Source organism: Leptothrix cholodnii SP-6 (genome assembly GCF_000019785.1).
GTDB lineage: Bacteria > Pseudomonadota > Gammaproteobacteria > Burkholderiales > Burkholderiaceae_C > Sphaerotilus > Sphaerotilus cholodnii.
Genome location: NC_010524.1, coordinates 3,016,288 through 3,039,764 on the forward strand (window position 1 = coordinate 3,016,288; position 23,477 = coordinate 3,039,764).

Genomic DNA, 23,477 nt, shown 5'->3' on the forward strand with positions numbered 1-23,477 from the left:
GCTCATGTATCCACGCTGCCCTCAGCCCGCCATGGCCTTGCCGCCGCCGCAGCGCATGTGGCTGCGCGTCTGGCAGCGCATGCACGCCGCCCGGTTCCGGCCGGGCTGGCCGCTGATGAGCCTGCTGGCGCTGCTCTTCTCGATCAGCAGCGCCCAGGCCGACAGCGCGCCTCAGGGCGGCGCCCTGCCGATCGCCGACGTGCTGTCGCTGGCGCGCAGCCAGGCGGCGATTCCGGCCGGCGCGCGGCTCGAGATCGAAGTCGGCCAGCTCGACCCGCGCCTGCGCCTGGCGCCGTGCAACCGCATCCAGGCCTATCTGCCGCCCGGCGTGAAACCGTGGGGCCGCACCCGGGTCGGCCTGCGCTGCACCGAAGGGCCGGTGGCCTGGAATGTCTATCTGCCGGTGACGGTGCGGGTCTGGGGCCAGGCGGTGGTCACCGCCGGTTCGCTGCCGGCCGACACCGTGCTCGGCGCCGCCGATCTGCGCCTGGGCGAAGTCGATCTGGCCGAACAGGCGTCGCCGGCCTACACGTCGATGGCCGAGCTGATCGGCCGGCGCGTCGCCCGCGCCCTGCCCCCGGGCGCCACGCTGCGCGCCGACAGCCTGCGCGCGCGCCAGTGGTTTGCGGCCGGCGATACCGTGCGCGTCATCACCCAGGGCACGGGCTTTGCCGTCAGCAGCGAGGCACAGGCCATGTCACCCGGGCTCGAAGGCCAGCCGGCCCGGTTGCGCACCGAAAGCGGGCGCATCCTGTCGGCCTGGCCGGTGGGCGAGCGGCGTGCCGAGGTGCGAATGTGAAAAAACGCCTGCTGCGCACGATGTCCGGCCGAGCGCGACCCGGTCGACGCCTCAAGTTCTGCGGTTCTCCAGCCGATAGTCCCCACACCTCAGGGGGTTCGGCGCAATGTGTAACGACAGGGGCTCAAGTCGCCCGCCACCCAGTCGATAAGCTTGAGGACTGCATGGTGACGAGCCGGCAGTGCCCGACAGACAGCGTCTACGTACCACGGTTCCGACCGGCCCCGAGCCACGGCGCCGCGGCATGTCAGACAATGGCTGCCAATCCACTGCCCTATCGCGCCCAACCCGGGCCAGTCTGCGCCCCAAGGAGAACGTCATGAAGATCGGCCAAACCAATGCCCCACCGGCGATCACGCCGGCCGGCAGCGCCGCAACTTCTTCTGCACGCGCCGCCACCGAAGGCGCACGCGACAGCCAGGGCCCACGTGCCGCCGCCACCGATGGCAGCAGCACGGTGCAACTCTCGAGCACCGCACGCGCGCTGCTCGAGGGCGCGGACGGCACCTTCGATGCCGAGAAGGTCGAACGGGTGCGCCAGTCGATATCCGACGGCACCTACAAGATCAACCCCGACGCGATCGCCGACAAGCTGATCGCGAACGCCCACGAAGTGCTGGGCAAGATCGATCCGGCATGACCCTCACCCACCCCACCCGACCCGAGATTCGCCACACGGCCGGCGGCTCGGCGAGCGACCTGGAAGGCATGCTGAGCCAGGTCGAAGACGCACTGGCGTCGCTGGGCGATGCCCTGCGCCTGCGCGACAGCAACGCCATCGAAGGCCACGCACAGCAGCTGCAGCTGTCGCTGGAACGCGCTGTCCAGGCCTTTCACGGCGCTGCCCGCGCCGGCGGCATCCCGGCGCCCTTGCGCAAGCGGCTGGTCAAGGCCAGCGGCCAGGTGGCGGCGCAACGCGAATCGCTGGTGCGCGCCACCGTCGCCCTCGACCGTGCCATCGACGCCCTGATGCCGCGCGAAGCCCCGGCGCTCTACGGCAGCCGTGGCTGGATCAGCTCCGGCGCGAGCAGCTACCAGGCCTGAATCGGGTCAGTGTTCGCTCTGGGTCTTCAGTGCCAGACAGGCCTGCACGAGCCGCGCGATCAAGTCGTCGTCGACCGCCTGACCCTGGCGCTGCTTGAGCTGGCGCATGCCCTTGCCGACGCCGTCGAGTTGCGGAAAACCGCCGGCGAGTTCGGCACCACAGAAGACCTGCAGATTGACGTGGGCCTTGTGCGCGGAAATCGCCAGCAGATGGCGTCCGTCGTGCAGGAACGTGAGATTGCCCCATTTGACGACCTGATCGAGGTCGGGCGCCGCCGCCAGCACGGCACGCTGCAAGGCCCGGGCGATGTCGGCCTGCGCCGGTGGCAGGGTATCGAAATAGGTGGCCACCAGCGCGCTGGATCGAACGAGATGACGCATGAACACCCTCCGATCTGTGGGTGGCTGCCCACGGACCGGATCGTATCAGCGGGCCGCCGGCGTCAGTGCCAGACCTGCTGCGCCTCGTAGAGCCGGAACAGTTCGAGCGCCAGGCGGCGCAGATCGGCGCTGGTGGCGCTGCTGTAACCCAGCACCAGACGGTCGCGGGCGTAGAGCGGATCGAGGCGCATGCGCGTGGCCTGCGTGGCCCAGCCTTCCTGCGTCATCAGGCGACAGAAACGATCGACCTTGCGCACGTCCAGTTGCGGCGTCAGCACCGCTGCCTGCGCCAGACCCGCATCGGCACCCGGATCGAGCGACTCGAAATCGGCATGACGCTGGTCGGCGCCGGCACGCCACTGCGCCACCAGCGGTGCAAAGGCACTGACGAACACGAACTCGCTGGGAAGCTCGTCCGTGATTTCGGTTGCCACCGGGCAGGGCAGCAGATCGGTGGGAAGGCTGAAAGCGGTGGAAGGCATGGTCAGGCTCTGGGTTGAGGCGGCGCGATGGAGCCACGATAAGCCGAGGCACCGCGCGCCGATCACCTGAACAGCACCGGCCCGAGCCGGCAATTCCCTGCCCTGGCAGCGGCCGCACCGCCGCCGCCCCGAGCGTCAGGTCTTGGGCAGCGTCACGCCGGTCTGGCCCTGGTACTTGCCGCCGCGGTCGCGGTAGCTGGTTTCGCAGACTTCGTCACTCTCGAAGAAAAGCACCTGCGCACAGCCTTCACCGGCGTAGATCTTGGCCGGCAGCGGCGTGGTGTTGCTGAATTCCAGCGTCACGTAGCCCTCCCATTCGGGCTCGAAAGGGGTCACGTTGACGATGATCCCGCAGCGCGCATAGGTGCTCTTGCCCAGGCAGATGGTCAGCACGTTGCGCGGGATGCGAAAGTATTCCATCGTGCGCGCCAGCGCGAAACTGTTGGGCGGGATGATGCAGACATCGCTCTCGATGTCGACAAAACTCTTCTCGTCGAAGTTCTTCGGGTCCACCACCGTCGAATAGATGTTGGTGAAGACCTTGAATTCACGTGCGCAGCGGATGTCGTAGCCGTAACTGCTGGTGCCGTAGCTGACGATCTTCTGGCCGTCGGCCGACTGGCGCACCTGACCGGGCTCGAACGGCTCGATCATTCCGGATTCCTGCGCCATGCGGCGGATCCACTTGTCGCTCTTGATGCTCATCGTCTTCTGGCTCGCTGGGGTCGGTGGCGGATTCTAGGAGGCGCGGCAATCCGACTCGCCGCGCTGGCATAACGCTGCCATCTGAGGCAATATTTCAGGACATTGAGATGCAGAGGAGACGGCCATGGTCAGCCCCTTCCGCCCCGCGCTCGAGTTGCTCGGCCAGTACGCCCAGTACCACCGCGACCGACGCAACATCGTCACCCATTGCGTGGGCATTCCGCTGATCGTGTTCGCGACCGGCATCCTGCTGGCGCGCCCCGGCGTGATGGTGGCCGGCCACCTGCTGACACCCGCCTGGCTGCTCTGGGCGGCCAGCAGTGCCTGGTACCTGAGCCGCGGCGAGCCGGTGCTGGGGGCGGCGGTGAGCCTGGCCAATGCCCTGCTGGTGGCGGCGGCACAGCCCCTGGGGGCGCTCGGCACCGCCGTCTGGCTGGCATCGGGGATCTTCACCCTGGGGCTGGGCGCACTGGTGCAGGTCATCGGCCATTACTACGAGGGCCGCAGACCGGCGTTTTTCGACGACCGCATCGGCCTGCTGGTCGGGCCGATGTTCGTCACCGCCGAGGCGCTGTTCACGCTCGGCTGGAATCGCGAGCTGTTGCGCGCAATCGAACACCGCGCCGGGCCGCAAGTGCTGCACGACCTGGCCGCCCGGGCCTGAAACCCGGCGCGACCACCGCCGCACAGCCACCCCGCGCCGTCAGACCGCCAGGTCTTCGGGCTTCTTGCCCGCTTCGATGGCGGCCTTGAACCAGTTCGGCCGCTTGCCGTGACCGGTCCAGGTGTGACCGGCCTCGTCGCGGTACTTGATCTGCGACTCGGCCTTCTTCGCGGCCGCCTTCGGTGCCTTCTTGCCGACCACCGGCGCAGCAGCGACTGTGCGCTTCTGGCGAGCAGCAGGTTTCACGGCAGCGACGGCGTCATCGAACAGATCGGCGCTCGTCAGGCTGTAGATCGCAATCGCTTCCTTGATGCGGGAAACCACCCCGGCAACCTCTTTTGCCTTCAATGCATCGGCTTCCCTCTGCAGTTTGGCAATCTGTGCATTCACTTGTGCCAAGGATTTGGCCATTCATGTTCTCCTCATTGCGCGGGCCGCAAGCATACGACAGCGACCCTGCACTTCCGCGCGATGACATACGATTCTTCTTCTGCGCGCCACTCGTCCCCAATTCAGAAGAGACAACAGCCATGCCCACCATGCAAGCAGCTTTCATCACCGGCCACGGCGGCAATGAAGTGGTCCGGATCGGCGAGCGGCCGATCCCGCCACGCCGCACCGGCGAGGTACGGGTGCGCATCAAGGCGGCCACGCTCAATCGCGTCGACCTCTACATGCGCGACAGCGGCGCCGGCATCACGCACAGCCTGCCGCAGATCATGGGGCTCGATGGCGCCGGCATCGTCGACGAGGTCGATGCCGGCGAGACGCTGCTGCAGCCCGGCCAGGCCGTCGTGCTGCACCCCGGCGTGGGCTGCGGCCGGTGCGAGTTCTGCCATCGCGGCGACGTGCCGCTGTGCACCCGCGTGAGCTATCTCGGCGAACACCGCGACGGCACGCTGGCTCAATACGTGAGCCTGCCGGCCAGCAATGTCTTTCCGATGCCCGACGGGCTCGATTTCGCCGAGGCCGCCGCACTCGGCGTCAATCACCTCACCGCCTGGCGCATGCTTTTCGGCAAGGCACGCGTGCAGCCGTGGGAGACGGTGCTGATCTTCGGCATCGGCGGCGGCGTGTCGTTGGCGGCATTGCAACTGGTGAAGATGATCGGCGCGCGCGCCATCGTGACCTCGCGCGACGACGCCAAGCTGCAGCGCGCCCTGGCCATCGGCGCCGATCACGCCGTCAACGGCCGGACCGACGACGTCGCCCGCAGCGTGTTGGCACTGACCGGCGGGCGGGGCGTCGACGTGGTGATCGAGAACGTCGGCTCCGCCGTGTGGGCCAGTGCGCTGAAGTCACTGGTGCGCGGCGGGCGCATCGTCACCTGCGGCGCCACCACCGGCGACCAGCCACCGGCCGACCTGCGGCGCGTGTTCATCCGCCAGCTGCAGATCTTCGGTTCGACGCTGGGCGACTTCGACGAATACCGCAACCTGCTCGAGGTCGCCTCGCGCGGCCAGGTCAAGCCGGTGATCGACAGCCGCTACCCGCTGGCCGATCTGCACGCCGCCCTCGACCGGCTGGAGGCCGGCGCGCAGTTCGGCAAGATCGCGATCACGCTGCCGGACTGAAGCGGGGCTCGGCCGGCAGGCGCAGCGTGAAGGTGCTGCCCTCGCCGAGCCGGCTCTCGATCTCGAGCGAGCCGCCGTGCAGTTCGGCGATCTGCTGCACGATGCTCACGCCCAGGCCGGTGCCCGGCAGCGCGCCGGACTTGTCGACCCGGAAGAAGCGCTCGCCCACGCGCGCCAGCTGTTCGGCGCTCAGGCCGATGCCGCGGTCGTGCACCGCGATGGCCACCCACGGCCCGCCCGACGTGCCCGTATCGAGCCGCACGGCAACCCGCACCGGCCCGCCGTCGGGCGAATACTTGTAGGCGTTGGACAGCAGGTTGCGCATCGACTGCTGCAGCTTGCGGTAGTCGACCCTCGCCCGCAGCGGCAGCTCGCCGGCCACGCCCACGTCGATGGCCTCGCGGCCGGCGGGCACGGCGAAGTCGTGCACCACGCCGCGCACCAGCGCGGCCAGGTCGGTGTCCTCGAACTCGAAATCCATGCCGCGGCCCGATTCGATGCGCGCCAGGTCGAGCAGCTCGTTGAGGATGCTGACCATCGCACCGCTCTGGCGGTAGACACGTTCGAGCACGTCCTGGCGCCGCTGCGGCGCCATCTCGCGCGTGACCAGCAGTTCGGTGAAACCGAACACGCTCGCCATCGGCGTGCGCAACTCGTGCGCGGCGGTGGCGAGAAACTCGCTTTTCATCTGGTCGATCTGCTTCTCGCGGGTGATGTCGCGCAGGTGCAGCACCTGCGTGGCCTGGCCGTGCATGCCCCCGTAGAGGCCGAGCTTGAGGGTGCGCGGCGCCGGCCGCAACAGACGGACGACGTCGCGCCCGGAGCGGTCGGCCGGATCGGCGCCGAGCGGCACCCGCAGGCTCTCGAGGCTGACGAGCAGATGGGGCGCCGTGCAGCGCGTGTTCAGGCGAAACAGGAACACCGCCTCTTCGACACCGTGCAGCATCTCGGCCGTCAGGCCGGTCATGCGCGTGAACGCCGCATTGACGCGGCTGACGCGGCCCAGCGCATCGAACATCACCAGGCCATCGGGGCTGAGCGCGAACACCGCGTCGATCTGATCGTTGCGCTCGAGCAGCTGCAGCACCAGGCGCTGGACCCAGACGCTGATGGCATCGACGTCCGAGCACACCATGCGGGCGCCGCCGGACAGCAGCGGGTGGGCCAGGCCCTCGACACTCTGGCGCAGCAGCGCCAGGTCGGCGACCGTGTCACCGGCTGCCGCCGCAGGCGCCGATGCGGCACCTCGACGGCGACGGCGTGCATGCTGCGCCAGCGATCGGCGCCGTGCCCCCAGGGGCAGGGAACGTGAATCAGGAAACACGCACCGACTCCTGCAATGTGGCGGGCACGCCGAAAAAACCGCGCTCAGGCGGGCTGCTGCTGCAAGGCCGACGGGGTCGATGCCGCAGCGCCGGACGCCGCGCGCGCCGCGCCCTGCCCGAACTCGCCCAGCCGGAACGAGCTCAGCACCTGGCTCAGGCATTCGGCATGGTCCATCAGCTCGCGCGCGATGTCGTTGGAGCGCTCGGCCACCGCCACGTTCTGGCGCGTCACCTCGTCGAGTTCCTTGACCGATTGCGTCACCGCGTCGATGCCGGCGGCGTGTTCGCTGGTGTCGGCCGACAGGCTGTCGAACACCGCGCCGACCTTCTGCACCGACGACACCACCTCGTGCATCGTCTTGCCCGCCGCATTGACCAGCACGGTGCCGCTTTCGACCGTGTCCATCGAGGTGCCGATCAGCACCTTCACTTCCTTGGCCGAATCGGAGGCGCGCAGCGCGAGGTTGCGCACCTCGGCGGCCACCACCGCGAAGCCGCGGCCCTGTTCGCCGGCGCGGGCGGCTTCGACCGCCGCGTTGAGCGCGAGGATGTTGGTCTGGAAGGCGATGCCGTCGATCACCGCGACGATGTCGGTGATCTTGCGCGAGGCGCCGTCGATGTCGTGCATCTTGGTCACCACCTGCTCGAAGATGTCGCCGCCGCGCTTGGCCAGCTCCGACGCCTTGGCGGCCATCGCCCGGGCCTCGATCGCGGCTTCGGCGCTGCTGCGCACGATGACGGTGATCTGGTCGAGGCACATCGCCGCATCGCGCAGGCCGGCATGGCTGCGTTCGGTGCGCGACATCAGCTCGTCGCTGCTGTCGCCCAGCACCTTCGAGGCGCCCTGCACGCCCTGCGCGGCCACGCTGACCTGGCGCATCGCCGCGGCCATGCGCTCCTGCACGTGCTTGAGGCGCTCGCCCAGTGCGGACTCGGCCTTGATGGCGTCGAAGTTGAGCCGGATCGGGCCGCTGCTGCCCATCGCGCGGATCAGGAACTCGATGTCGAAGCGCTCGCGTTCACGCCGCTGGTCCTGCCACGCAACATGCACCAGCAGCAGCGCCTGGGCCAGCAGGAAACCCAGCGGCAGGCCGGCCGAATCCGGCATGACGCCGGGCAGCCAGCCGTTCATCAAGGCCAGCGGGATGAGCGAGAAACCGCCCGCCATCGCGACGATGAAACGCCAGCTGCGATACGACGGCATCAGGCTCATCGTCAGCATGATGTTGAGGAACAGCACGCTCTGCCCCGGCCGCAACACGATCTCCAGGCCCACCATCACCACCATCGCGGCCCCCAGCACGGCGCGCGACAGCACGGTGCCGCGCCACTGCCAGAGCACGAGGGCGGCGGCACCCAGGCACGGCAGGGCCCATTGCGCCCACAGCGCATGGGACTGATCCGGCCCGATCAGCGCAAATGCCAGGACGGCGTTGGCGAGCAGCGCCGCGCCGATCAGCAGGTCGGTGTGACGTGCGGACTTGGCGATGGGAGAGTGTGAGGAAGACGGCATCGTTCTGGCCTGCATGGGTAGCTGATCTCACGATAGCCGGCCGGCTGCGCGTCCATGCCCGGATATGCGGCGGGATTGCCCGCCCATTTGGTGCTTCGTGGGCAGGCGCTGTCTCTACAGTGCGCAACATCCCCCGCCACACGCCCATCCACGCCATGAAAAAGATCCTCATCGTCGAAGACCAGCAGGACATCCGCGAACTGATCCGCATGACGCTGGAGATCGAAGACTACGAGGTGCACGAAGCGCCGCAAGGCGACATCGCGCTGCAGATGATCGGGCGCATCAACCCCGACGTGATGCTGCTCGACGTGATGATGCCCGGCGGCATCGACGGCTTCGAGGTCTGCCGCCGCGTCAAGGCGGACGCCCGCTTCAAGCGCACGAAGGTGGTGATGCTGTCCGCGCGCGGCAGCTCGGCCGACCGCGACACCGGCAAGCGTGCCGGCGCGGCCGACTACCTCGTCAAGCCCTTCAGCCCGCGCCAGCTGCTGCAGGTCATCGACCGTGTGAGCTGAGCGCCGGGTTCAGCGGCCGAGCACCCGCTCGGCGTGGGCGTACAGCGTGGTGTGGTCGCCGCGCGTGAAGCCGGCCAGCACCAGCCCGGCCGCCTGCGCGGTGCGCACCGCCAGCCCGGTCGGCGCCGAGATCGCCGCCAGCAGGCCGATGCCCGCACTCGCCGTCTTGTAGACCATCTCGTAGCTGGCCCGGCTGGTGACGGCGACGAAGCCGGCGCCGACATCGAGCCCGTCGCGGGCGATGCGGCCGATCAGCTTGTCGAGCGCGTTGTGGCGGCCGACGTCTTCACGCACGAACTGCACCGCGCCATCGAGCGCGCACCAGGCCGCCGCATGCGCGGCGCCGGTGCCGCGCTGCAGGTCCTGCTGCGCGGCCAGCTCCTGCATGGCCCGCGTCAGCGCGGCGGCCTTGACCTCCAGCACCGCTGCTTCACGGCGCACCGGGCGCACCGCCTCGGCCAGGCTTTCGGTGCCGCACAGGCCGCAGCCGGTGCGGCCGGCGAGCGTGCGACGGCGCTCCTTCAGGCGCATGAAACAGCGCAGCGTCACGCGCAGGTCGAGCGTCAGGCCGACCTCCTCGCGAGCCTGGCCGTCGACGACCATGCTGCGGGTGCCGGTCAGATCGCTGTGCTGCAGCTCGAAATCGAGCAGGTCGTCGGGGCTGTCGATGATGCCCTCCGACAGCGAGAAACCGAGCGCGAAGTCCTCGAGATCGAGCGGACTGGCCAGCATCACCGCGTGCGAGATGCCGTTGTAGACCAGCGCCACCGGCACCTCCTCGGCGACCCGATCCTCGACCCGCTCGACCAGGCCGGCGCGCAGCCGCGTGACCGGCAATCTGACGGACGATTCGAGGGCGGGCGGGGGCACATCGATGGGCATCTGCATCGCCGGATTGTCCCACCGGGCCCGACGCGGCGTTGACATGGCTCAGCGGCGCAACGCCCCGCAGGCCTACCATCGTCGGCGTCGATCGCATCGGGTGACACGACCTCCGCGCCTCGCACCACAGGAGCTGACCCATGAAACGCCGGCAAGCCGCATTCCTCGTCCCCGCCCTGGTCGCCACCGCGGCATTGGGCGGCTGCGCATCGATGGACAAGGGCCACAAGCAGCGCCAGGTGGCTTCGGTGCTGAGCTTCCTGTTCCCGGGCACCAAGGACGGCGCGCCGCCGCCGGCATCGACCCAGGTGGCCGTCATCAAGGTGCCGTTCCGCATCGGCGTGGCGTTCGTGCCGGACGCGGCGCAGTCGGAGTTCCGCCTCTCCGAAACCGAGCGCCAGCAGCTTGCCACGCGGGTGCGCGAGGCGTTCGCGAACTACCCGTTCATCAGTCACATCGAAGCCGTGCCCTCGCTCTACCTCGAGGCGGGCGGCGGTTTCGACAACCTCGACCGGGTGGCATCGCTGCTCAACCTCGACGTGGTGGCGCTGATCTCGTACGACCAGGTGCAGCACGCCGATGCCAGCGGCTGGTCGTTCCTGTACTGGACCGGCGTGGGCGCCTACGTGATCGAGGGCGACCGCTTCGAGGTGCTGACCGCCGTCGAATGCACCGTGTTCGACGTCCGGAGCCGGCGCCTGCTGATGCGCGCCTCCGGCACCGCGACCAACAAGGGCGAGGCGACGATGGTCGCGTTCGGCGAAAAGTCCCGCGAGGGACGCGGCAAGAGCTTCGCCGAGGCGATGGACCAGATGATCGGCGCGCTGCAGAAAGAGGTGCAACGCTTCCGCGAAACGGCGCCCAGGGATCCGATGATCAAGCTGGTGCTGCCGCCGGGTTACGACCCGAAGGCCGCCCCGGCCGCCCGCTGACGACGCTCAGCCGCGCGGCTGCAGGTCGCCGCGTCGTGCGCTGACCGCCTCGCGCACCAGTTCGCTCAGCCCGGCGCCCTGCGCGGTGCCATCGAGATGGGCGTAAAGCTGGCGGCGCATGCGTGGCTCCCAGAACTTGTGGATGTGCGAGGCCACGCCCTCCAGCGCCTCGTCGTGGTCGGGATAGGCCCCGAAGAAGTCGCCGATGCTGTTGGCCATGCGCACCAGGTGGCCGGTGCTGTCGGCGTGCGCGTGCGGCTCGGCGTGGTGGGCCTGGTGACCCGGGTCGGCGGGTTCGCTCATCGTGTGGCCTCTTCGGATGTCAACGGGCCGCCGGCCTGGGCCAGCAGCGCCTGCTGGGTGTGGTTGAAACGGTTGTACTGCTGCTGCCAGTCGCTGAGCTGGCTGACCTTGCTGACCTGCACCGCCGTCACCTTGTACTCGGGGCAGTTGGTGGCCCAGTCGGAGCTGTCGGTGGTGATGACGTTGGCGCCCGACTCGGGGAAGTGGAAGGTCGCGTAGACCACGCCCGGCTGCACCCGCTCGGACACCTCGGCGCGCAGCACCGTCTGGCCGGCTCGGCTGGCGATGCCGACCCAGTCGTCCTGGCGGATGCCCCGCTCCTCGGCGTCGTGCGGATGGATCTCCAGCCTGTCTTCCTCGTACCAGCGGCTGTTGTCGGTGCGCCGCGTCTGCGCGCCGACGTTGTACTGGCTCAGCACCCGGCCGGTGGTGAGGATGAGCGGGAACTTGCGTGTCACCTTCTCGTCCGTCGCCACGTACTGCGTGAGCATGAAACGGCCCTTGCCACGCACGAAACCACCCACGTGCATGATGTCCGTGCCGGCCTCGGGCGTGTGCTCGTTGCATGGCCACTGCACGCTGCCCAGGCGCTCGATCTTCTCGTAGCTGACGCCGGCAAAGCTCGGTGTCAACGCGGCGATCTCCGCCATGATCCGCTCGGGATGCGTGTAGGCCATCGGATAACCGAGCGCGTTGGCGAGCAGTTGCGTCGCCTCCCAGTCGCCGTTGCCGGCCAGCGGCGGCATCACCTGGCGCACGCGGCTGATGCGGCGTTCGGCGTTGGTGAAGGTACCGTCCTTCTCCAGGAACGACGCGCCCGGCAAAAACACGTGCGCGTACTTGGCGGTCTCGTTGAGGAAGATGTCCTGCACGACGATGCATTCCATCGCCGACAGCGCCGCCGCCACGTGCTGGGTGTTGGGGTCCGACTGCACGATGTCCTCGCCGACGCAATACAGGCCCTTGAAGCTGCCTTCGAGCGCGGCGTCGAACATGTTGGGGATGCGCAGCCCCGGCTCGGCCTGCAGCGCCACGCCCCAGGCGGCCTCGAACTCGCCACGCACCGTGGCGTCGGAGATGTGCCGGTAGCCCGGCAGCTCGTGCGGGAAGCTGCCCATGTCGCAGCTGCCCTGCACGTTGTTCTGGCCACGCAGCGGGTTCACGCCCACACCCTCGCGGCCGACGTTGCCGGTGGCCATCGCGAGGTTGGCGATGCCCATCACCATGGTCGAGCCCTGCGCGTGTTCGGTCACGCCCAGGCCGTAGTAGATGGCGGCGTTCTTGCCCTTGCTGGCGTACAGCCGCGCCGCGCCGCGCAGCAGTTCGGCCGGCACGCCGCTGACCGCTTCCATCGCCTCGGGCGAGTTCTGTGGCTGGGCGACGAAATCGCGCCACTGCGCAAAACTCTTCGGATCACACCGCTCGGCCACATAGGCCTCGTCGACCAGCCCTTCGGTGACGACCACATGCGCCAGCGCGCTGATCACCGCCACGTTGGTGCCGGGCCGCAGCTGCAGGTGGTAGTCGGCCTTGACGTGCGCCGAGTTCACCAGGTCGATCGCGCGCGGGTCGATCACGATCAGCCGGGCGCCCTGGCGCAGCCGCTTCTTCATGCGCGAGCCGAACACCGGATGCGCCTCGTTCGGATTGGCGCCGATCACCAGGATCACGTCGGCCTGATCGACCGACTTGAAGGTCTGCGTGCCCGCCGACGTGCCGTAGGTCTGGCCCAGGCCGTAGCCGGTCGGGCTGTGACAGACCCGCGCGCAGGTGTCGACGTTGTTGTTGCCGAAGGCGGTGCGCACCAGCTTCTGCACCAGATAGGCCTCTTCATTCGTGCAGCGGCTCGACGTGATGCCGCCGACCGAATCGCGCCCGTGCTGGGCCTGGATGCGCTTGAACTCGCTCGCCGCGTGGCCGACCGCCACCTCCCAGCTCACCTCCTGCCACGGATCGGTGATGCTGGCGCGGATCATCGGGCGGGTGATGCGGTCCTTGTGCGTCGCGTAACCCCAGGCGAAGCGGCCCTTGATGCAGCTGTGGCCCTCGTTGGCCTTTCCGTCCTTCCAGGGCGTCATGCGCACGACCTGGTTGCCCTTCATCTCGGCCTTGAAGGCGCAGCCCACGCCGCAATAGGCGCAGGTGGTGATGACGCTGTGTTCGGGCTGGCCGAGCTCGATCACGCTCTTTTCGGTCAGCGTGGCGGTCGGGCAGGCCTGCACGCAGGCGCCGCAACTCACGCACTCGCTCTGCATGAACGGCTCGTCCATGCCGGCCGATACGCGCGACTCGAAACCGCGGCCCGAGATCGTCAGCGCGAAGGTGCCCTGCGTTTCTTCGCAGGCGCGCACGCAGCGGTTGCAGACGATGCACTTGCTCGGGTCGTAGGTGAAATACGGGTTCGACTCGTCCTTGGCCGCGGCCAGGTGGTGGCGCCCGGTGATGCCGGCCACGCTGGTTTCGCCGACGCCATACCTCACGTTGCGCAGGCCGACCACGCCGGCCATGTCCTGCAGTTCGCAGTCGCCGTTGGCGGCGCAGGTCAGGCAGTCGAGCGGGTGGTCGCTGATGTAAAGCTCCATCACGCCTTTGCGCAGCTCCTGCAGCTTCGGCGTCTGCGTGCGCACCTTCATGCCGGCTTCAGCCGGCGTGGTGCACGAGGCCGGAAAACCCTTGCGGCCCTCGATCTCGACCAGGCACAGCCGGCACGAGCCGAAGGGCTCCAGGCTGTCGGTGGCGCAGAGCTTGGGCACGGCGATGCCGGCATCCACCGCGGCGCGCATCAGCGAGGTGCCGGCCGCCACGGTGACCTGATTGCCGTCGATCTCCAGCGTCACTTCCTTGTCGCTGTAGCTGGGCGGCGTGCCGTAGTCGATCTCGTGGATCTTGAAGACGGGGTAGTTCATCGTGGGCTCCTCACGCCGCCGACCGCTGATCGGCGGCGAGGCCGAAATCGGCCGGGAAATGATTCAGCGCCGACAGCACCGGGTACGGCGTCATGCCGCCCATCGCGCACAGGCTGCCGCTGACCATCGTGTCGCAGAGGTCGCGCAGCAGCTTGACCTGCTGCTCGCGCACCGCCGGTTGATGGTGATTGGTGACGATGCGGTCGATCACCTCGACACCACGCGTCGAGCCGATCCGGCACGGCGTGCACTTGCCGCAGCTCTCGATGGCGCAGAACGCCATCGCGTAGCGCGCCAGTTTCGACAGATCCGCCGTGTCGTCATGCACCACCAGCCCGCCGTGGCCGACGACTGCGCCCACTGCGGCGTAGGCCTCGTAATCGAGCGGGATGTCCCACTGCGACTCGGGCAGATAGGTGCCGAGAGGCCCGCCCACCTGCACCGCCTTGACCGGCCGGCCGCTGGCGCTGCCGCCGCCCCAGTCGAACACCAGTTCACGCAGCGTCACGCCGAAGGCCAGCTCGACCAGCCCGCCGCGGGCGATGTTGCCGGCCAGCTGGAACGGCAGCGTGCCGGTCGAGCGACCGCGGCCGTGGTCCTTGTAGGCCTGCGCGCCATGGCTCAGGATCCACGGCGCGGCCGCGAAGGTCAGCACGTTGTTGATCACCGTCGGCTGGCCGAACAGGCCGCTGAGCGCCGGGATCGGCGGCTTGGCGCGCACGATGCCGCGTTTGCCTTCCAGGCTTTCGAGCATCGCGGTCTCTTCGCCGCAGACGTAGCTGCCCGCGCCCATGCGCACTTCCAGCTCGAAGGCGTGGCCGCTGCCGAGGATGTTGTCGCCCAGGTAGCCGGCGGTGCGGGCACGCTCGATCGCCTCTCCGAACACCTGCACCGCCAGCGGGTACTCGCTGCGCACGTAGACATAACCGCGCGTGGCGCCGCAGGCGAGCGCGGCGATCGTCATGCCTTCGATCAGCAGATAGGGGTCGTCCTCCAGCACCATGCGGTCGGCAAAGGTGCCCGAGTCGCCCTCGTCGGCATTGCAGACGACGTACTTCTGATCGGCCTGGGCCTGCGCCACCGTGCGCCACTTGATGCCGGCCGGAAACGCCGCGCCACCGCGCCCGCGCAGGCCGGAGTCGAGCACCGTCTGCCAGATGCCGTCGGCCGGCATCTGCAGCGCCTGGCGCAGCCCGGCCCAGCCGCCGTGGGTGGCGTAATCGGTGAGCGACAGCGGATCGGTCACGCCCATGCGCACGCAGGTCAGGCGCTGCTGGCGCGCCAGGTAGGGGATCTCGGCGGTGACGCCGTGGCCCAGCGGGTGCGCGCCGCCGGACAGGAACCCGGCGTCGAACAGTCCCGCGACATCCTCGACCGCCACCGGCCCGTAGGCGACCCGGCCGGCGGCCGTCATCACCTCGACCAGCGGTTCCAGCCAGAACAGCCCGCGCGAGCCGTTGCGGATCAGCTCGACCTGCGCGCCGCGTGCGGCGGCCTGGGCGACGATCGCGTCGGCCACCTCGTCGGCACCGACGGCGAGTGCGGCGCTGTCGCGCGGCACGTAGACCTGGATCGCCTTCATGCCGTGGCCTCCTGCGCCATGGCCGAGGCGGCATCACGCGCCTCGGTAGCGTCGAGCAGCGCATCGAGCCGGGTGGCGGTCACGCGAGCGTGCTGACGCTCGTCGATCTGGATCGCCGGCGACGACGCGCACAGGCCCAGGCAATAGACCGGCTCGACGCTCCAGGCGCCGTCGGCCGAGCGGTGCACGTCGGCGCTGCAGCCCAGCCGCTCGCGCGCCTGCGCCAGCAGCGCCTCGCCGCCACGCGCCTGGCACGACTCGGCCCGGCAGACCTGCAGCACGTGGCGACCGGCCGGCTCGGCGCGGAAGTGGTGGTAGTAGGTGATCACGCCGTGCACCTCGGCGCGCGACAGGTTGAGCGCGCGGGCGATCTCGGGCACCGCCTCGCTCGGGATGTGGCCGATGGCGTCCTGCACGCCGTGCAGGATCGGCAGCAGCGCGCCGGCCAGGTGGGCGCGCTCGGCGATCACGGCGCGCACGGTGGCGAGCGCCGCGTCGGCATCTTGGGGTCGGTTCATTCGGGGTCTCCGCGGATCGTCCGGGCGGGTGGCTCGGCCAGAGCCGGCCAGGGCCGGGCTCGTGATCCGACGACTATCACCAGCGCGCCGTCATCTGTCCAATTGAATCGGGAAACACGGCGATTCGGCGTTTGAATCAAGCCGGCCAGGCGCCGGTCTGGGTCTTCAGATGGGCGAGCCATTCGACCGACGCGGCCAGCGCCTGCGCGGCCTCCAGCGCGCGCGACGGCCGGCTGCTGCCCAGGCTCATGAACCCGATCGGCGTGCGCAGTTCGGGCTCGACCAGCGGGTGCACCGTCACCGGCGCCTGCGGGGCCAGCGTGCGCAGCAGCGCGCCGGGCAGCACGGCGCTGAACGGGCCGGTCTGCACGGCGGTGATCAGGGCCAGCACCGAGTCGGTCTCGATGGCGGCGGGCGGTGCCACCGCGGCGCTCTCGAACGCCGCGTCGATGATCGAGCGGTTGTGCATCTCGGGCGTCAGCAGCAGCAGCGGCTGGTGCGCCAGGTCGGCCCAGCGCAGCGGCGCGCCCAGGCTCAGGCCGGCGGCGGGTGCGGGCACCGGCTCGTCGGCCGGCGGCTCGCGCCGCACGGCGAAATAGTGTTCCTCGTACTGCGGCCGGATCTGCAGCGAGCGCGCCTGCGCGTCGGGGCGGCCGGTGTAGCCCAGCGCCAGGTCGACCGCCAGGTTCTCCAGCCCGGCCTCGATGGCCGGCGAGCTGAGCCCGCGCAGCACCACGCGCAGGCCCGGATGGTTTCGCCGCAGCCAGACCGCGAACTGCGCCGCCACCGGCACGGCAGTCGGCACGGCGCCCAGCGTCAACACGCCCTGGGGCTGGCCGGCGCTGCTGGCCAAGTCCTGGCGCAGCAGTTCCTGCTCGTGCAGCATGCGCCGCGCGCTGGCGAGCACGCGTTCGCCTTCGGGCGTCAGGCCTTCGTACTGGCGGCCGCGCCGCACGATCGAGGTGCCGAGTTCGGACTCGAGCGCACGCAGCGCGTTCGACAGCGCCGGCTGCGTGATGTGGCAGGCCAGCGCGGCGCGGCCGAAGTGGCGGTGCTGCTCCAGGGCAGCGAGGTAGCGCATCGCGTCGAGCAGGTTCATGGACAAATCATAGGGGCCGGCCCGGGCGCCGCCGCTGCAGCCGCCGACACCGCGGGATGCCCTGTAACAACCGGCCGGCGATCCCGTTTATGATTTTCGTCACACTTTTCGCCCGGACGCCCTGGGGAACTCATGACCCGAACTGCCATGTTGTGCCTCCTGCGACGGGGACTTGTCGCTGCAGCCTGCGGCCTGCTGGCGACCTCGGCGTCGGCCGACGGCGTGCGCCAGCCCGGTGACTCGGCGCGGCCCGGCGCGCGGGCGACGCCGCGCGTGCACAACGTGCGGCTGGCGTCCTGGCGCTCGCACAACATCTGCCCGATGCACGGCGCGGTGCACAGCGTGCGCAGCGTCGACTCGCTGCGCGAGTGGCGCGACACGCTGACGCAGGACGAAGCCGGCGCCGTCGGCCGGCGCGTGCTCTGGTCGCGCGAGAAGGTGCTGGTCTACGCGATGGCGATGCAGCCCAGCGCCGGCATCCGGCTCGAGCCGGCCAGTTCGGTGCTGCGGCTGAAATCGGGCGTGCTGTGGTGGCCGGTCAAGCGCTCGCCACCCGGCCCGGGCGGCATGCCGATCACGGTGCAGTCGCGCCCGTGCCTGATCGCGCTCGTCAACCGGGCGCAGTGGCACCGCATCCGGATCGTCGAGCGGACGATCTGAGGCTCAGGTGTTTTTGCTGACCGTGATGGTCGGGAACTTGGTCGAGTAGTCCTTGGCCGCGTCGGCGATCTTGACCGCCACCTGGCGCGCCAGCGCCTTGTAGAGGCCGGCGATCTCGCCGTCGGGTTCGGCCACCACGCTCGGGCAGCCGGTGTCGGCCTGCTCGCGGATGCTGCGGTTGAGCGGCAGCGCGCCCAGGTAGGCAATGCCTTGCTCCTGGGCCAGCTTCCTGCCGCCGTCGGCGCCGAAGATGTGCTCGGCGTGGCCGCAGTTCTCGCAGACGTAGACCGCCATGTTCTCGACGATGCCCAGGATCGGCACGCTGACCTTCTCGAACATCGTCAGGCCCTTGCGGGCGTCGAGCAGGGCGATGTCCTGCGGCGTGGTGACGATCAGCGCGCCGGTGACGGGCACCTTCTGCGACAGCGTCAGCTGGATGTCGCCGGTGCCCGGGGGCATGTCGACGATCAGGTAGTCGAGGTCGTGCCAGTTGGTCTGGCGCAGCAGCTGTTCGAGCGCCTGGGTGGCCATCGGGCCGCGCCAGATCATGGCCTGGTCGGGGTCGACCAGGAAGCCGATCGACATCACCTCGATGCCGTGGCCGACCATCGGCTCCATGGTCTTGCCGTCGGCGCTTTCGGGCCGGCCGGTGACGCCCAGCATCATCGGCTGGCTCGGGCCGTAGATGTCGGCATCGAGCACACCCACCTTGGCGCCTTCGGCCGCCAGCGCCAGCGCCAGGTTGACGGCGGTGGTGCTCTTGCCCACGCCGCCCTTGCCCGAAGCCACCGCGACGATGTTCTTCACGCCCGGCAGCAGCTGCACGCCGCGCTGCACGGCATGCGCCGTGATGCGGCTGCTGAGGTTGACGCTGACGTTGCCCACGCCCGGCAGCGCCGCACGCACGGCCTCGATCAGCTGCTTGCGCAGACCGGCGAGCTGGCTCCTGGCGGGGTAGCCGAGCTCGACGTCGAACGCCACGTCGGCACCATCGACCGACAGGTTGCGGACTTGTTTGCCGCTGATGAAATCGCGGCCGGTGTTGGGGTCGACGACGGTCTGGATCGCGGCGCGGACGGCGCTGTCGGTGATGGACATGGTGGCGGGGTCAGGTGATGGGAGCGGTTCGGGAAACGTTTGCGCGCGCAGTCTAGCCGCAGCCCCGCCGCCGACACGCCCGGGTTCAACCCGGCCCTGCATCAGCGCGGTGATTGGGTGCCGCCTGCGCCGCGGCGATGCGCAGCACCAGTGCCGAGCGGGCCTGCGCCACGCACGGCAGGATCCAGCCCTCGGCCTTTTCCTCGCGGCTCAGGCCCGGCCACTCGATGCTGTGCACCACCTCGCCGCTCTCGACCTGGCCGATGCAGGCGCGGCAGCTGCCGTTGCGGCACGAACTCGGCAGCCGCAGGCCGGCGGCGCGGGCGGCGATCAGCAGGCTCACGTCCGGCGGCGCATCGAAGCGCTGGTCGCTGCCCGCCAGGCGCACCGGCCAGCCGGCGGCGGGGGCCTCCTCGCTCAACGCGCGTACACCCGGGCCAGGAAGGCCAGGATGCCCTTGGCCGCGTTGTCGCGCGCCGCCACGTTGCTCTCGACCGACGCGCCGACGGCGCTGCAGGCGCTCTTGCGGACGTTTTCCAGCGCCTCGGCCGACAGCCGCTCGCCGGTGAACCGGTTCGAGAACACGAGCGTGTCGATGTCGAGCTGGATCGGGCAGCCTGCCAGCGTGCGCTGCGCGCCGCGCACCTGGATGCGCCCGCGGCCGTCGGCATCGAACTTGTGGCGCGCGCCTTCGAGCGTCAGGAACTCGGTGGGCGTGCCGGCCTGGCCGATCAGCGCGGCGTAGTCGCTGCACGGGCCGATCGGCGTGTAGTCGTCGGCGTCGCCGTGCACCCAGAACATCGGCGCCTTGCCGAACACGCCGGGCCTGACCGCCAGCCGGAAGCTGCCGACGCAGCCGCCCGCGTACATCGGGATGTGGGCCGCAAACCGCAGGCCGTCGGGCAGGTTCTGCGCGGTGATCAGGCGCTGCGCCGCCGAGCGCCAGGCGGTGATGCCGCCACGCGACGCGCCCATCACCGCGATGCGATTGCGGTCGATGCGCGGATGCGTGGCCAGCAGCTTGAGCGCGGCAAACGCATCGGCCGTGTCGGCCGCGAACGGCACCTGCGACTGGTCCTCGGCAGTGCTCTTGACACCGCGCGGGCCGAACAGGTCGAGCGAGAACAGCGCGATGCCGGCGGCGTTGAACTGTTTGGGCCAGTAGTCGAGCATGGCGCTGTAGATGCCGCCCGAACCCGGCACGAAGATCACCGCGCCGACCTTGCCCTCGCCCGGGGGCAGGAACAGGTGGCCGACCGGCTGCGCCGGCTCGCCCTGGCCGGGGTTGCGGATCAGGTCGGCGAAGGTCCTGGGCGTGGTGCTGGCAAAGGCGTAGGCGCCGCTGGGCGGACCGGCGGACATGTCGGCGATCAGGGTCTGCGCGTGGGCCTGGGCCGACAGGCCCAGCGCGAGCGCGCCCATCCAGGCGGCAAGGCGGCTGCAGGCACGCAGGCATGAGTCGATCGATGGCATCGGACGGATTCCTCTCGGGCTGAAGGGCAACAGCTTACGCAGCGCGTCAGGGAGCGTCCACCCGGCCGCCTAAAATCGCCTGCTTCTCGCGCCGCGAGCCTCCACCGGTTGCCCGTCCATGACCCGCCAGCTCTTCGTCACCACCGCCCTGCCCTACGCCAACGGCAAGTTCCACATCGGCCACATCATGGAGTACATCCAGGCCGACATCTGGGTGCGGTTCCAGCGGCTGATGGGCCACCAGGTGCACTTCGTGGGCGCCGACGACGCACACGGCGCGCCGATCATGATCGCCGCCGAAAAGGCCGGCAAGACGCCGCAGCAGTTCGTGGCCGACATCGCCGCCGGCCGCCGCGAATACCTCGACGGCTTCCACATCAGCTTCGACAACTGGCACTCGACCGACGGGCCCGAGAACCACGAGCTGGCGCAGTCGATCTACCGCGCGCTGCGCGACAACGGCCTGATCGAGGTGCGCTCGATCGAGCAGTTCTTCGACCCGGAAAAGGGCATGTTCCTGCCCGACCGCTTCATCAAGGGCGAGTGCCCGAAGTGCGGCGCGAAAGACCAGTACGGCGATTCGTGCGAGGTCTGCGGCGCGGTCTACACGCCCACCGAGGTCAGGAACCCGTACTCGGCGCTCAGCGGCGCCACGCCGGTGCTGAAGTCGAGCGACCACTATTTCTTCAAGCTCAGCGACCCGCGCTGCGCCGCCTACCTGGAGCAGTGGACACACGAGGGCGGCAAGCTGCAGCAGGAGGTCATCAACAAGGTCAAGGAATGGTTCACCAAGGACGATGAGGGCAAGGGCGGCCTGGGCGACTGGGACATCAGCCGCGATGCGCCCTACTTCGGCATCGAGATCCCGGATGCGCCGGGCAAGTACTTCTACGTCTGGCTGGACGCGCCGATCGGCTACCTGGCCTCGCTGAAGAACTATTTCGACAAGGGCGGCCCGCGGGCCAAGTACGGCGAGGCACGTTCGTTCGACGAGTTCATCGCCGACCCGGCGGTGGAGCAGTACCACTTCATCGGCAAGGACATCACCTACTTCCACACCCTGTTCTGGCCGGCGACGCTGCATTTCAGCGGCCGCAAGACGCCCAACAACGTCTTCGTGCACGGCTTCATGACCGTCAACAACGGCGAGAAGATGAGCAAGAGCCGCGGCACCGGGCTCGATCCGCTGAAGTACCTGTCGCTGGGCATGAACGCCGAGTGGCTGCGCTACTACATCGCCGCCAAGCTCAATGCCCACGTGGAAGACGTCGACTTCAACCCGGACGACTTCGTCAGCCGCGTCAACGCCGACCTGGTGGGCAAGTACATCAACATCGCCTCGCGCGCGGCGGGTTTCCTGGCCAAGCGTTTCGGCGGCCGGCTGTCGAGCGACCTCGGCGTCGACGGCATGAGCCTGCTGGAGACGCTGCGCGCGCACCGCGACACCCTCACCGGCCTGTACGAGGCGCGCGAGTTCGGCAAGGCGCTGCGCGAGGTCATGGGCCTGGCGGACCGCGTCAACGAATACGTCGACGCCAACAAGCCCTGGGAGCTGGCCAAGAAGGAAGGCGCCGACGCCGTGCTGCACGACGTCTGCAGCGTCTGCATCGAGGCCTTCCGGCTGCTGACGATCTACCTGAAGCCGGTGCTGCCGGCGCTGGCCGCGCAGGTCGAGTCCTTCCTGCAGGTCGAGCCGCTGACCTTCGCCCAGGCGCACCGGGCGCTGGGTGCGCACACCATCGGCAGCTACCAGCACCTGATGCAGCGCGTCGACCCCAAGCTGCTCGACGCGCTGTTCGAGCCACCCGCGGTCGAGGCGGTCGAGCCCGGTGGCGAGGACATCGCCGCCGAGATCAGGATCGACGACTTCAGCAAGGTGGACCTGCGCATCGCGAAGATCGTCAAGGCCGAGGCGGTCGAAGGCTCCGACAAGCTGCTGCGCCTGACGCTCGACGTCGGTGAAGGCCGCACGAGAAACGTCTTCAGCGGCATCAAGGGCGCCTACAAGCCCGAGGACCTGGAAGGCAAGTTCATCGTGATGGTGGCCAACCTGGCGCCGCGCAAGATGAAGTTCGGCATCAGCGAGGGCATGGTGCTGGCCGCCAGCCACGCCGACGAGAAGGCCCAGCCCGGCCTGTTCGTGCTCGAGCCCCACGCCGGCGCCACGCCCGGCATGCGCGTGCGCTGAAGCCGTCGCGCACCGTGCCCGCCAACTACCTGCGTGGGCTGACCGGGCGCACCCGCACACGCAGTGCCAACCGCCAGCTCGGCGCCCTGCTGGCGCTGACCGCCGGCGCCATCAACGCCGGCGGCTTCCTGGCGGTGCAGCGCTACACCTCGCACATGACGGGCATCGTCTCGGCGGTGGCCGACGACCTGGTGCTCGGCCAGTGGGTGCTGGCCGCGGCCGGGCTGCTGTCGCTGGTGTCGTTCGTGGTCGGCGCGATGACCACCGCCGTGCTCACCAACTGGGCCCGGCGGCGCGCCATGCACAGCGAATACGCGCTCGCGCTGCTGCTCGAGGCCGTGCTGCTGCTGATGTTCGGCCTGCTCGGCAGCCAGCTGGCGCTGTGGTCGGCCACGCTGATGCAGCACGCGCTGCTGCCGGCCACGGTGATGCTGCTGTGTTTCATCATGGGCCTGCAGAACGCGGTGGTCACGAAGATCTCGCGCGCCGAGATCCGCACCACCCACATGACCGGCGTGATCACCGACCTGGGCATCGAGCTGGGCCGGCTGGCGTACTGGAACCGCACCCGATCGATGCCTGCCGCCAACGGCCTCGACGCCCCCCTGCCGCCGGTGCTGGCCGACCGCGAGCGCCTCGCCATGCTGGGGCTGATCCTCGGCCTGTTCTTCCTCGGCGGCGTGCTCGGCGCGCTGGCGTTCAAGCGCTTCGGCTTCGGCGCCACCGTGCCATTGGCGCTTCTGCTGATTGCACTGGCCGCGCTGCCGGTGCTTGATGACCTGCGCGCCCAACGCGTCTGACGCTGCATTCTGGTGTCGACCGGCCGCGCCC

Annotated in this window: 25 protein-coding genes; 10 read left to right on the top strand and 15 right to left on the bottom strand. The window is 69.4% G+C overall.

Annotated features, from left to right (window positions below; genetic code table 11):
* The first annotated feature begins 31 nt into the window (after nt 1–31).
* The 3 genes from flgA to LCHO_RS13690 all read left to right on the top strand — a co-directional run bounded on the left by flgA (nt 32) and on the right by LCHO_RS13690 (nt 1,843).
* Nucleotides 32–799, top strand: a complete 768-nt coding sequence (flgA, locus tag LCHO_RS13680) for a flagellar basal body P-ring formation chaperone FlgA (RefSeq protein WP_012347754.1) — start codon at nt 32–34, stop codon at nt 797–799.
* Nucleotides 800–1,118: 319 nt separating this feature from the next.
* Complete coding sequence (gene flgM / locus LCHO_RS13685; protein ID WP_012347755.1) at nt 1,119–1,439, top strand: flagellar biosynthesis anti-sigma factor FlgM; 321 nt, start codon at nt 1,119–1,121, stop codon at nt 1,437–1,439.
* Nucleotides 1,436–1,843, top strand: coding sequence for a hypothetical protein (locus LCHO_RS13690; protein ID WP_012347756.1), 408 nt, complete (start codon nt 1,436–1,438; stop codon nt 1,841–1,843). Before flgM ends, LCHO_RS13690 begins: the two co-directional genes overlap by 4 nt.
* A 6-nt stretch (nt 1,844–1,849) precedes the next feature.
* Here the strand turns inward: LCHO_RS13690 and LCHO_RS13695 are convergent, their stop codons facing one another.
* The 3 genes from LCHO_RS13695 to dcd all read right to left on the bottom strand — a co-directional run bounded on the left by LCHO_RS13695 (nt 1,850) and on the right by dcd (nt 3,411).
* Nucleotides 1,850–2,224, bottom strand: a complete 375-nt coding sequence (locus tag LCHO_RS13695; protein WP_012347757.1) for a DUF1801 domain-containing protein — start codon at nt 2,222–2,224, stop codon at nt 1,850–1,852.
* Between the two features lie 62 nt (nt 2,225–2,286).
* Nucleotides 2,287–2,706 carry a hypothetical protein gene (locus LCHO_RS13700; RefSeq protein ID WP_012347758.1) on the bottom strand — a complete coding sequence of 140 codons (420 nt, stop codon included), beginning with the start codon at nt 2,704–2,706 and terminating at the stop codon, nt 2,287–2,289.
* A gap of 135 nt (nt 2,707–2,841) precedes the next feature.
* Nucleotides 2,842–3,411 carry a dCTP deaminase gene (dcd, locus tag LCHO_RS13705; RefSeq protein ID WP_012347759.1) on the bottom strand — a complete coding sequence of 190 codons (570 nt, stop codon included), beginning with the start codon at nt 3,409–3,411 and terminating at the stop codon, nt 2,842–2,844.
* Between the two features lie 124 nt (nt 3,412–3,535).
* Between dcd and LCHO_RS13710 the strand changes: the two genes are divergently transcribed.
* Nucleotides 3,536–4,075 (top strand): Mpo1 family 2-hydroxy fatty acid dioxygenase, encoded by a 540-nt coding sequence (locus LCHO_RS13710; protein WP_012347760.1) that lies wholly within the window; start codon nt 3,536–3,538, stop codon nt 4,073–4,075.
* A gap of 39 nt (nt 4,076–4,114) precedes the next feature.
* Here LCHO_RS13710 and LCHO_RS13715 read toward each other — a convergent pair whose 3' ends face one another.
* Nucleotides 4,115–4,486, bottom strand: a complete 372-nt coding sequence (locus LCHO_RS13715; RefSeq protein WP_012347761.1) for an H-NS histone family protein — start codon at nt 4,484–4,486, stop codon at nt 4,115–4,117.
* A 119-nt stretch (nt 4,487–4,605) separates the two neighbouring features.
* Here LCHO_RS13715 and LCHO_RS13720 point away from each other — a divergent pair, with 119 nt between their 5' ends.
* Nucleotides 4,606–5,649, top strand: a complete 1,044-nt coding sequence (locus LCHO_RS13720; RefSeq protein WP_012347762.1) for a zinc-binding dehydrogenase — start codon at nt 4,606–4,608, stop codon at nt 5,647–5,649.
* Here the strand turns inward: LCHO_RS13720 and LCHO_RS13725 are convergent.
* Together LCHO_RS13725 and LCHO_RS22270 are read right to left on the bottom strand one after the other, a co-directional pair.
* Nucleotides 5,633–6,973 (bottom strand): sensor histidine kinase, encoded by a 1,341-nt coding sequence (locus LCHO_RS13725; protein ID WP_012347763.1) that lies wholly within the window; start codon nt 6,971–6,973, stop codon nt 5,633–5,635. The genes LCHO_RS13720 and LCHO_RS13725 overlap by 17 nt on opposite strands.
* 44 nt (nt 6,974–7,017) lie before the next feature.
* Nucleotides 7,018–8,487 (bottom strand): methyl-accepting chemotaxis protein, encoded by a 1,470-nt coding sequence (locus LCHO_RS22270; RefSeq protein ID WP_012347764.1) that lies wholly within the window; start codon nt 8,485–8,487, stop codon nt 7,018–7,020.
* Nucleotides 8,488–8,642: 155 nt separating this feature from the next.
* Between LCHO_RS22270 and LCHO_RS13735 the strand changes: the two genes are divergently transcribed.
* Nucleotides 8,643–9,005, top strand: coding sequence for a response regulator transcription factor (locus tag LCHO_RS13735; RefSeq protein ID WP_012347765.1), 363 nt, complete (start codon nt 8,643–8,645; stop codon nt 9,003–9,005).
* A gap of 9 nt (nt 9,006–9,014) precedes the next feature.
* Here LCHO_RS13735 and fdhD read toward each other — a convergent pair whose 3' ends face one another.
* Nucleotides 9,015–9,893, bottom strand: a complete 879-nt coding sequence (gene fdhD, locus LCHO_RS13740) for a formate dehydrogenase accessory sulfurtransferase FdhD (protein ID WP_012347766.1) — start codon at nt 9,891–9,893, stop codon at nt 9,015–9,017.
* Nucleotides 9,894–10,027: 134 nt separating this feature from the next.
* Here fdhD and rhlP point away from each other — a divergent pair, with 134 nt between their 5' ends.
* The gene (gene rhlP, locus LCHO_RS13745) at nt 10,028–10,819 is read left to right on the top strand and encodes a rhombotarget lipoprotein (protein ID WP_012347767.1); all 792 of its coding nucleotides are present in this window, start codon (nt 10,028–10,030) and stop codon (nt 10,817–10,819) included.
* A 6-nt stretch (nt 10,820–10,825) separates the two neighbouring features.
* On the opposite strand, the gene LCHO_RS13750 is transcribed toward rhlP, so the two are convergent.
* The 5 genes from LCHO_RS13750 to LCHO_RS13770 form a co-directional block, all read right to left on the bottom strand.
* Nucleotides 10,826–11,038 (bottom strand): formate dehydrogenase subunit delta, encoded by a 213-nt coding sequence (locus LCHO_RS13750; RefSeq protein WP_043705429.1) that lies wholly within the window; start codon nt 11,036–11,038, stop codon nt 10,826–10,828.
* Between the two features lie 80 nt (nt 11,039–11,118).
* Entirely contained in the window at nt 11,119–14,028 is a 2,910-nt protein-coding gene (gene fdhF / locus LCHO_RS13755) for a formate dehydrogenase subunit alpha (protein ID WP_012347769.1), read from the bottom strand.
* A 10-nt stretch (nt 14,029–14,038) separates the two neighbouring features.
* On the bottom strand, nt 14,039–15,610 hold the full coding sequence (locus tag LCHO_RS13760; protein ID WP_012347770.1) for a formate dehydrogenase beta subunit: 1,572 nt from the start codon (nt 15,608–15,610) through the stop codon (nt 14,039–14,041).
* Nucleotides 15,607–16,128, bottom strand: coding sequence for a formate dehydrogenase subunit gamma (locus LCHO_RS13765; RefSeq protein ID WP_012347771.1), 522 nt, complete (start codon nt 16,126–16,128; stop codon nt 15,607–15,609). Before LCHO_RS13765 ends, LCHO_RS13760 begins: the two co-directional genes overlap by 4 nt.
* Before the next feature lie 136 nt (nt 16,129–16,264).
* Nucleotides 16,265–17,227 (bottom strand): LysR family transcriptional regulator, encoded by a 963-nt coding sequence (locus LCHO_RS13770; protein ID WP_012347772.1) that lies wholly within the window; start codon nt 17,225–17,227, stop codon nt 16,265–16,267.
* Nucleotides 17,228–17,374: 147 nt separating this feature from the next.
* On the opposite strand from LCHO_RS13770, the gene LCHO_RS13775 reads away from it, so the two are divergent.
* Nucleotides 17,375–17,887 carry a hypothetical protein gene (locus tag LCHO_RS13775; RefSeq protein ID WP_012347773.1) on the top strand — a complete coding sequence of 171 codons (513 nt, stop codon included), beginning with the start codon at nt 17,375–17,377 and terminating at the stop codon, nt 17,885–17,887.
* A 3-nt stretch (nt 17,888–17,890) separates the two neighbouring features.
* Here LCHO_RS13775 and apbC read toward each other — a convergent pair whose 3' ends face one another.
* The 3 genes from apbC to LCHO_RS13790 form a co-directional block, all read right to left on the bottom strand.
* Complete coding sequence (gene apbC / locus LCHO_RS13780) at nt 17,891–18,985, bottom strand: iron-sulfur cluster carrier protein ApbC (protein ID WP_012347774.1); 1,095 nt, start codon at nt 18,983–18,985, stop codon at nt 17,891–17,893.
* An 85-nt stretch (nt 18,986–19,070) separates the two neighbouring features.
* Nucleotides 19,071–19,406 carry a 2Fe-2S iron-sulfur cluster-binding protein gene (locus tag LCHO_RS23980; protein ID WP_012347775.1) on the bottom strand — a complete coding sequence of 112 codons (336 nt, stop codon included), beginning with the start codon at nt 19,404–19,406 and terminating at the stop codon, nt 19,071–19,073.
* Nucleotides 19,403–20,458, bottom strand: coding sequence for a dienelactone hydrolase family protein (locus tag LCHO_RS13790; RefSeq protein ID WP_012347776.1), 1,056 nt, complete (start codon nt 20,456–20,458; stop codon nt 19,403–19,405). The genes LCHO_RS23980 and LCHO_RS13790 overlap by 4 nt, the downstream gene beginning before the upstream one ends.
* Nucleotides 20,459–20,576: 118 nt before the next feature.
* On the opposite strand from LCHO_RS13790, the gene metG reads away from it, so the two are divergent.
* Together metG and LCHO_RS13800 are read left to right on the top strand one after the other, a co-directional pair.
* Entirely contained in the window at nt 20,577–22,646 is a 2,070-nt protein-coding gene (gene metG / locus LCHO_RS13795; RefSeq protein ID WP_012347777.1) for a methionine--tRNA ligase, read from the top strand.
* Nucleotides 22,647–22,660: 14 nt separating this feature from the next.
* Nucleotides 22,661–23,446, top strand: coding sequence for a YoaK family protein (locus LCHO_RS13800; RefSeq protein WP_012347778.1), 786 nt, complete (start codon nt 22,661–22,663; stop codon nt 23,444–23,446).
* The last annotated feature ends 31 nt before the right edge of the window (nt 23,447–23,477 follow it).

Bases quoted from the DNA above. Each gene is read 5' to 3' on its own strand.
- flgA (WP_012347754.1), top strand. From the start codon at position 32: ATGGCCTTGCCGCCGCCGCAGCGCATGTGGCTGCGCGTCTGGCAGCGC.
- flgM (WP_012347755.1), top strand. From the start codon at position 1,119: ATGAAGATCGGCCAAACCAATGCCCCACCGGCGATCACGCCGGCCGGC.
- LCHO_RS13690 (WP_012347756.1), top strand. From the start codon at position 1,436: ATGACCCTCACCCACCCCACCCGACCCGAGATTCGCCACACGGCCGGC.
- LCHO_RS13695 (WP_012347757.1), bottom strand. From the start codon at position 2,224: ATGCGTCATCTCGTTCGATCCAGCGCGCTGGTGGCCACCTATTTCGAT.
- LCHO_RS13700 (WP_012347758.1), bottom strand. From the start codon at position 2,706: ATGCCTTCCACCGCTTTCAGCCTTCCCACCGATCTGCTGCCCTGCCCG.
- dcd (WP_012347759.1), bottom strand. From the start codon at position 3,411: ATGAGCATCAAGAGCGACAAGTGGATCCGCCGCATGGCGCAGGAATCC.
- LCHO_RS13710 (WP_012347760.1), top strand. From the start codon at position 3,536: ATGGTCAGCCCCTTCCGCCCCGCGCTCGAGTTGCTCGGCCAGTACGCC.
- LCHO_RS13715 (WP_012347761.1), bottom strand. From the start codon at position 4,486: ATGGCCAAATCCTTGGCACAAGTGAATGCACAGATTGCCAAACTGCAG.
- LCHO_RS13720 (WP_012347762.1), top strand. From the start codon at position 4,606: ATGCCCACCATGCAAGCAGCTTTCATCACCGGCCACGGCGGCAATGAA.
- LCHO_RS22270 (WP_012347764.1), bottom strand. From the start codon at position 8,487: ATGCCGTCTTCCTCACACTCTCCCATCGCCAAGTCCGCACGTCACACC.
- LCHO_RS13735 (WP_012347765.1), top strand. From the start codon at position 8,643: ATGAAAAAGATCCTCATCGTCGAAGACCAGCAGGACATCCGCGAACTG.
- fdhD (WP_012347766.1), bottom strand. From the start codon at position 9,893: ATGCAGATGCCCATCGATGTGCCCCCGCCCGCCCTCGAATCGTCCGTC.
- rhlP (WP_012347767.1), top strand. From the start codon at position 10,028: ATGAAACGCCGGCAAGCCGCATTCCTCGTCCCCGCCCTGGTCGCCACC.
- LCHO_RS13750 (WP_043705429.1), bottom strand. From the start codon at position 11,038: ATGGCCAACAGCATCGGCGACTTCTTCGGGGCCTATCCCGACCACGAC.
- fdhF (WP_012347769.1), bottom strand. From the start codon at position 14,028: ATGAACTACCCCGTCTTCAAGATCCACGAGATCGACTACGGCACGCCG.
- LCHO_RS13760 (WP_012347770.1), bottom strand. From the start codon at position 15,610: ATGAAGGCGATCCAGGTCTACGTGCCGCGCGACAGCGCCGCACTCGCC.
- LCHO_RS13765 (WP_012347771.1), bottom strand. From the start codon at position 16,128: ATGAACCGACCCCAAGATGCCGACGCGGCGCTCGCCACCGTGCGCGCC.
- LCHO_RS13770 (WP_012347772.1), bottom strand. From the start codon at position 17,227: ATGAACCTGCTCGACGCGATGCGCTACCTCGCTGCCCTGGAGCAGCAC.
- LCHO_RS13775 (WP_012347773.1), top strand. From the start codon at position 17,375: ATGTTGTGCCTCCTGCGACGGGGACTTGTCGCTGCAGCCTGCGGCCTG.
- apbC (WP_012347774.1), bottom strand. From the start codon at position 18,985: ATGTCCATCACCGACAGCGCCGTCCGCGCCGCGATCCAGACCGTCGTC.
- LCHO_RS13790 (WP_012347776.1), bottom strand. From the start codon at position 20,458: ATGCCATCGATCGACTCATGCCTGCGTGCCTGCAGCCGCCTTGCCGCC.
- metG (WP_012347777.1), top strand. From the start codon at position 20,577: ATGACCCGCCAGCTCTTCGTCACCACCGCCCTGCCCTACGCCAACGGC.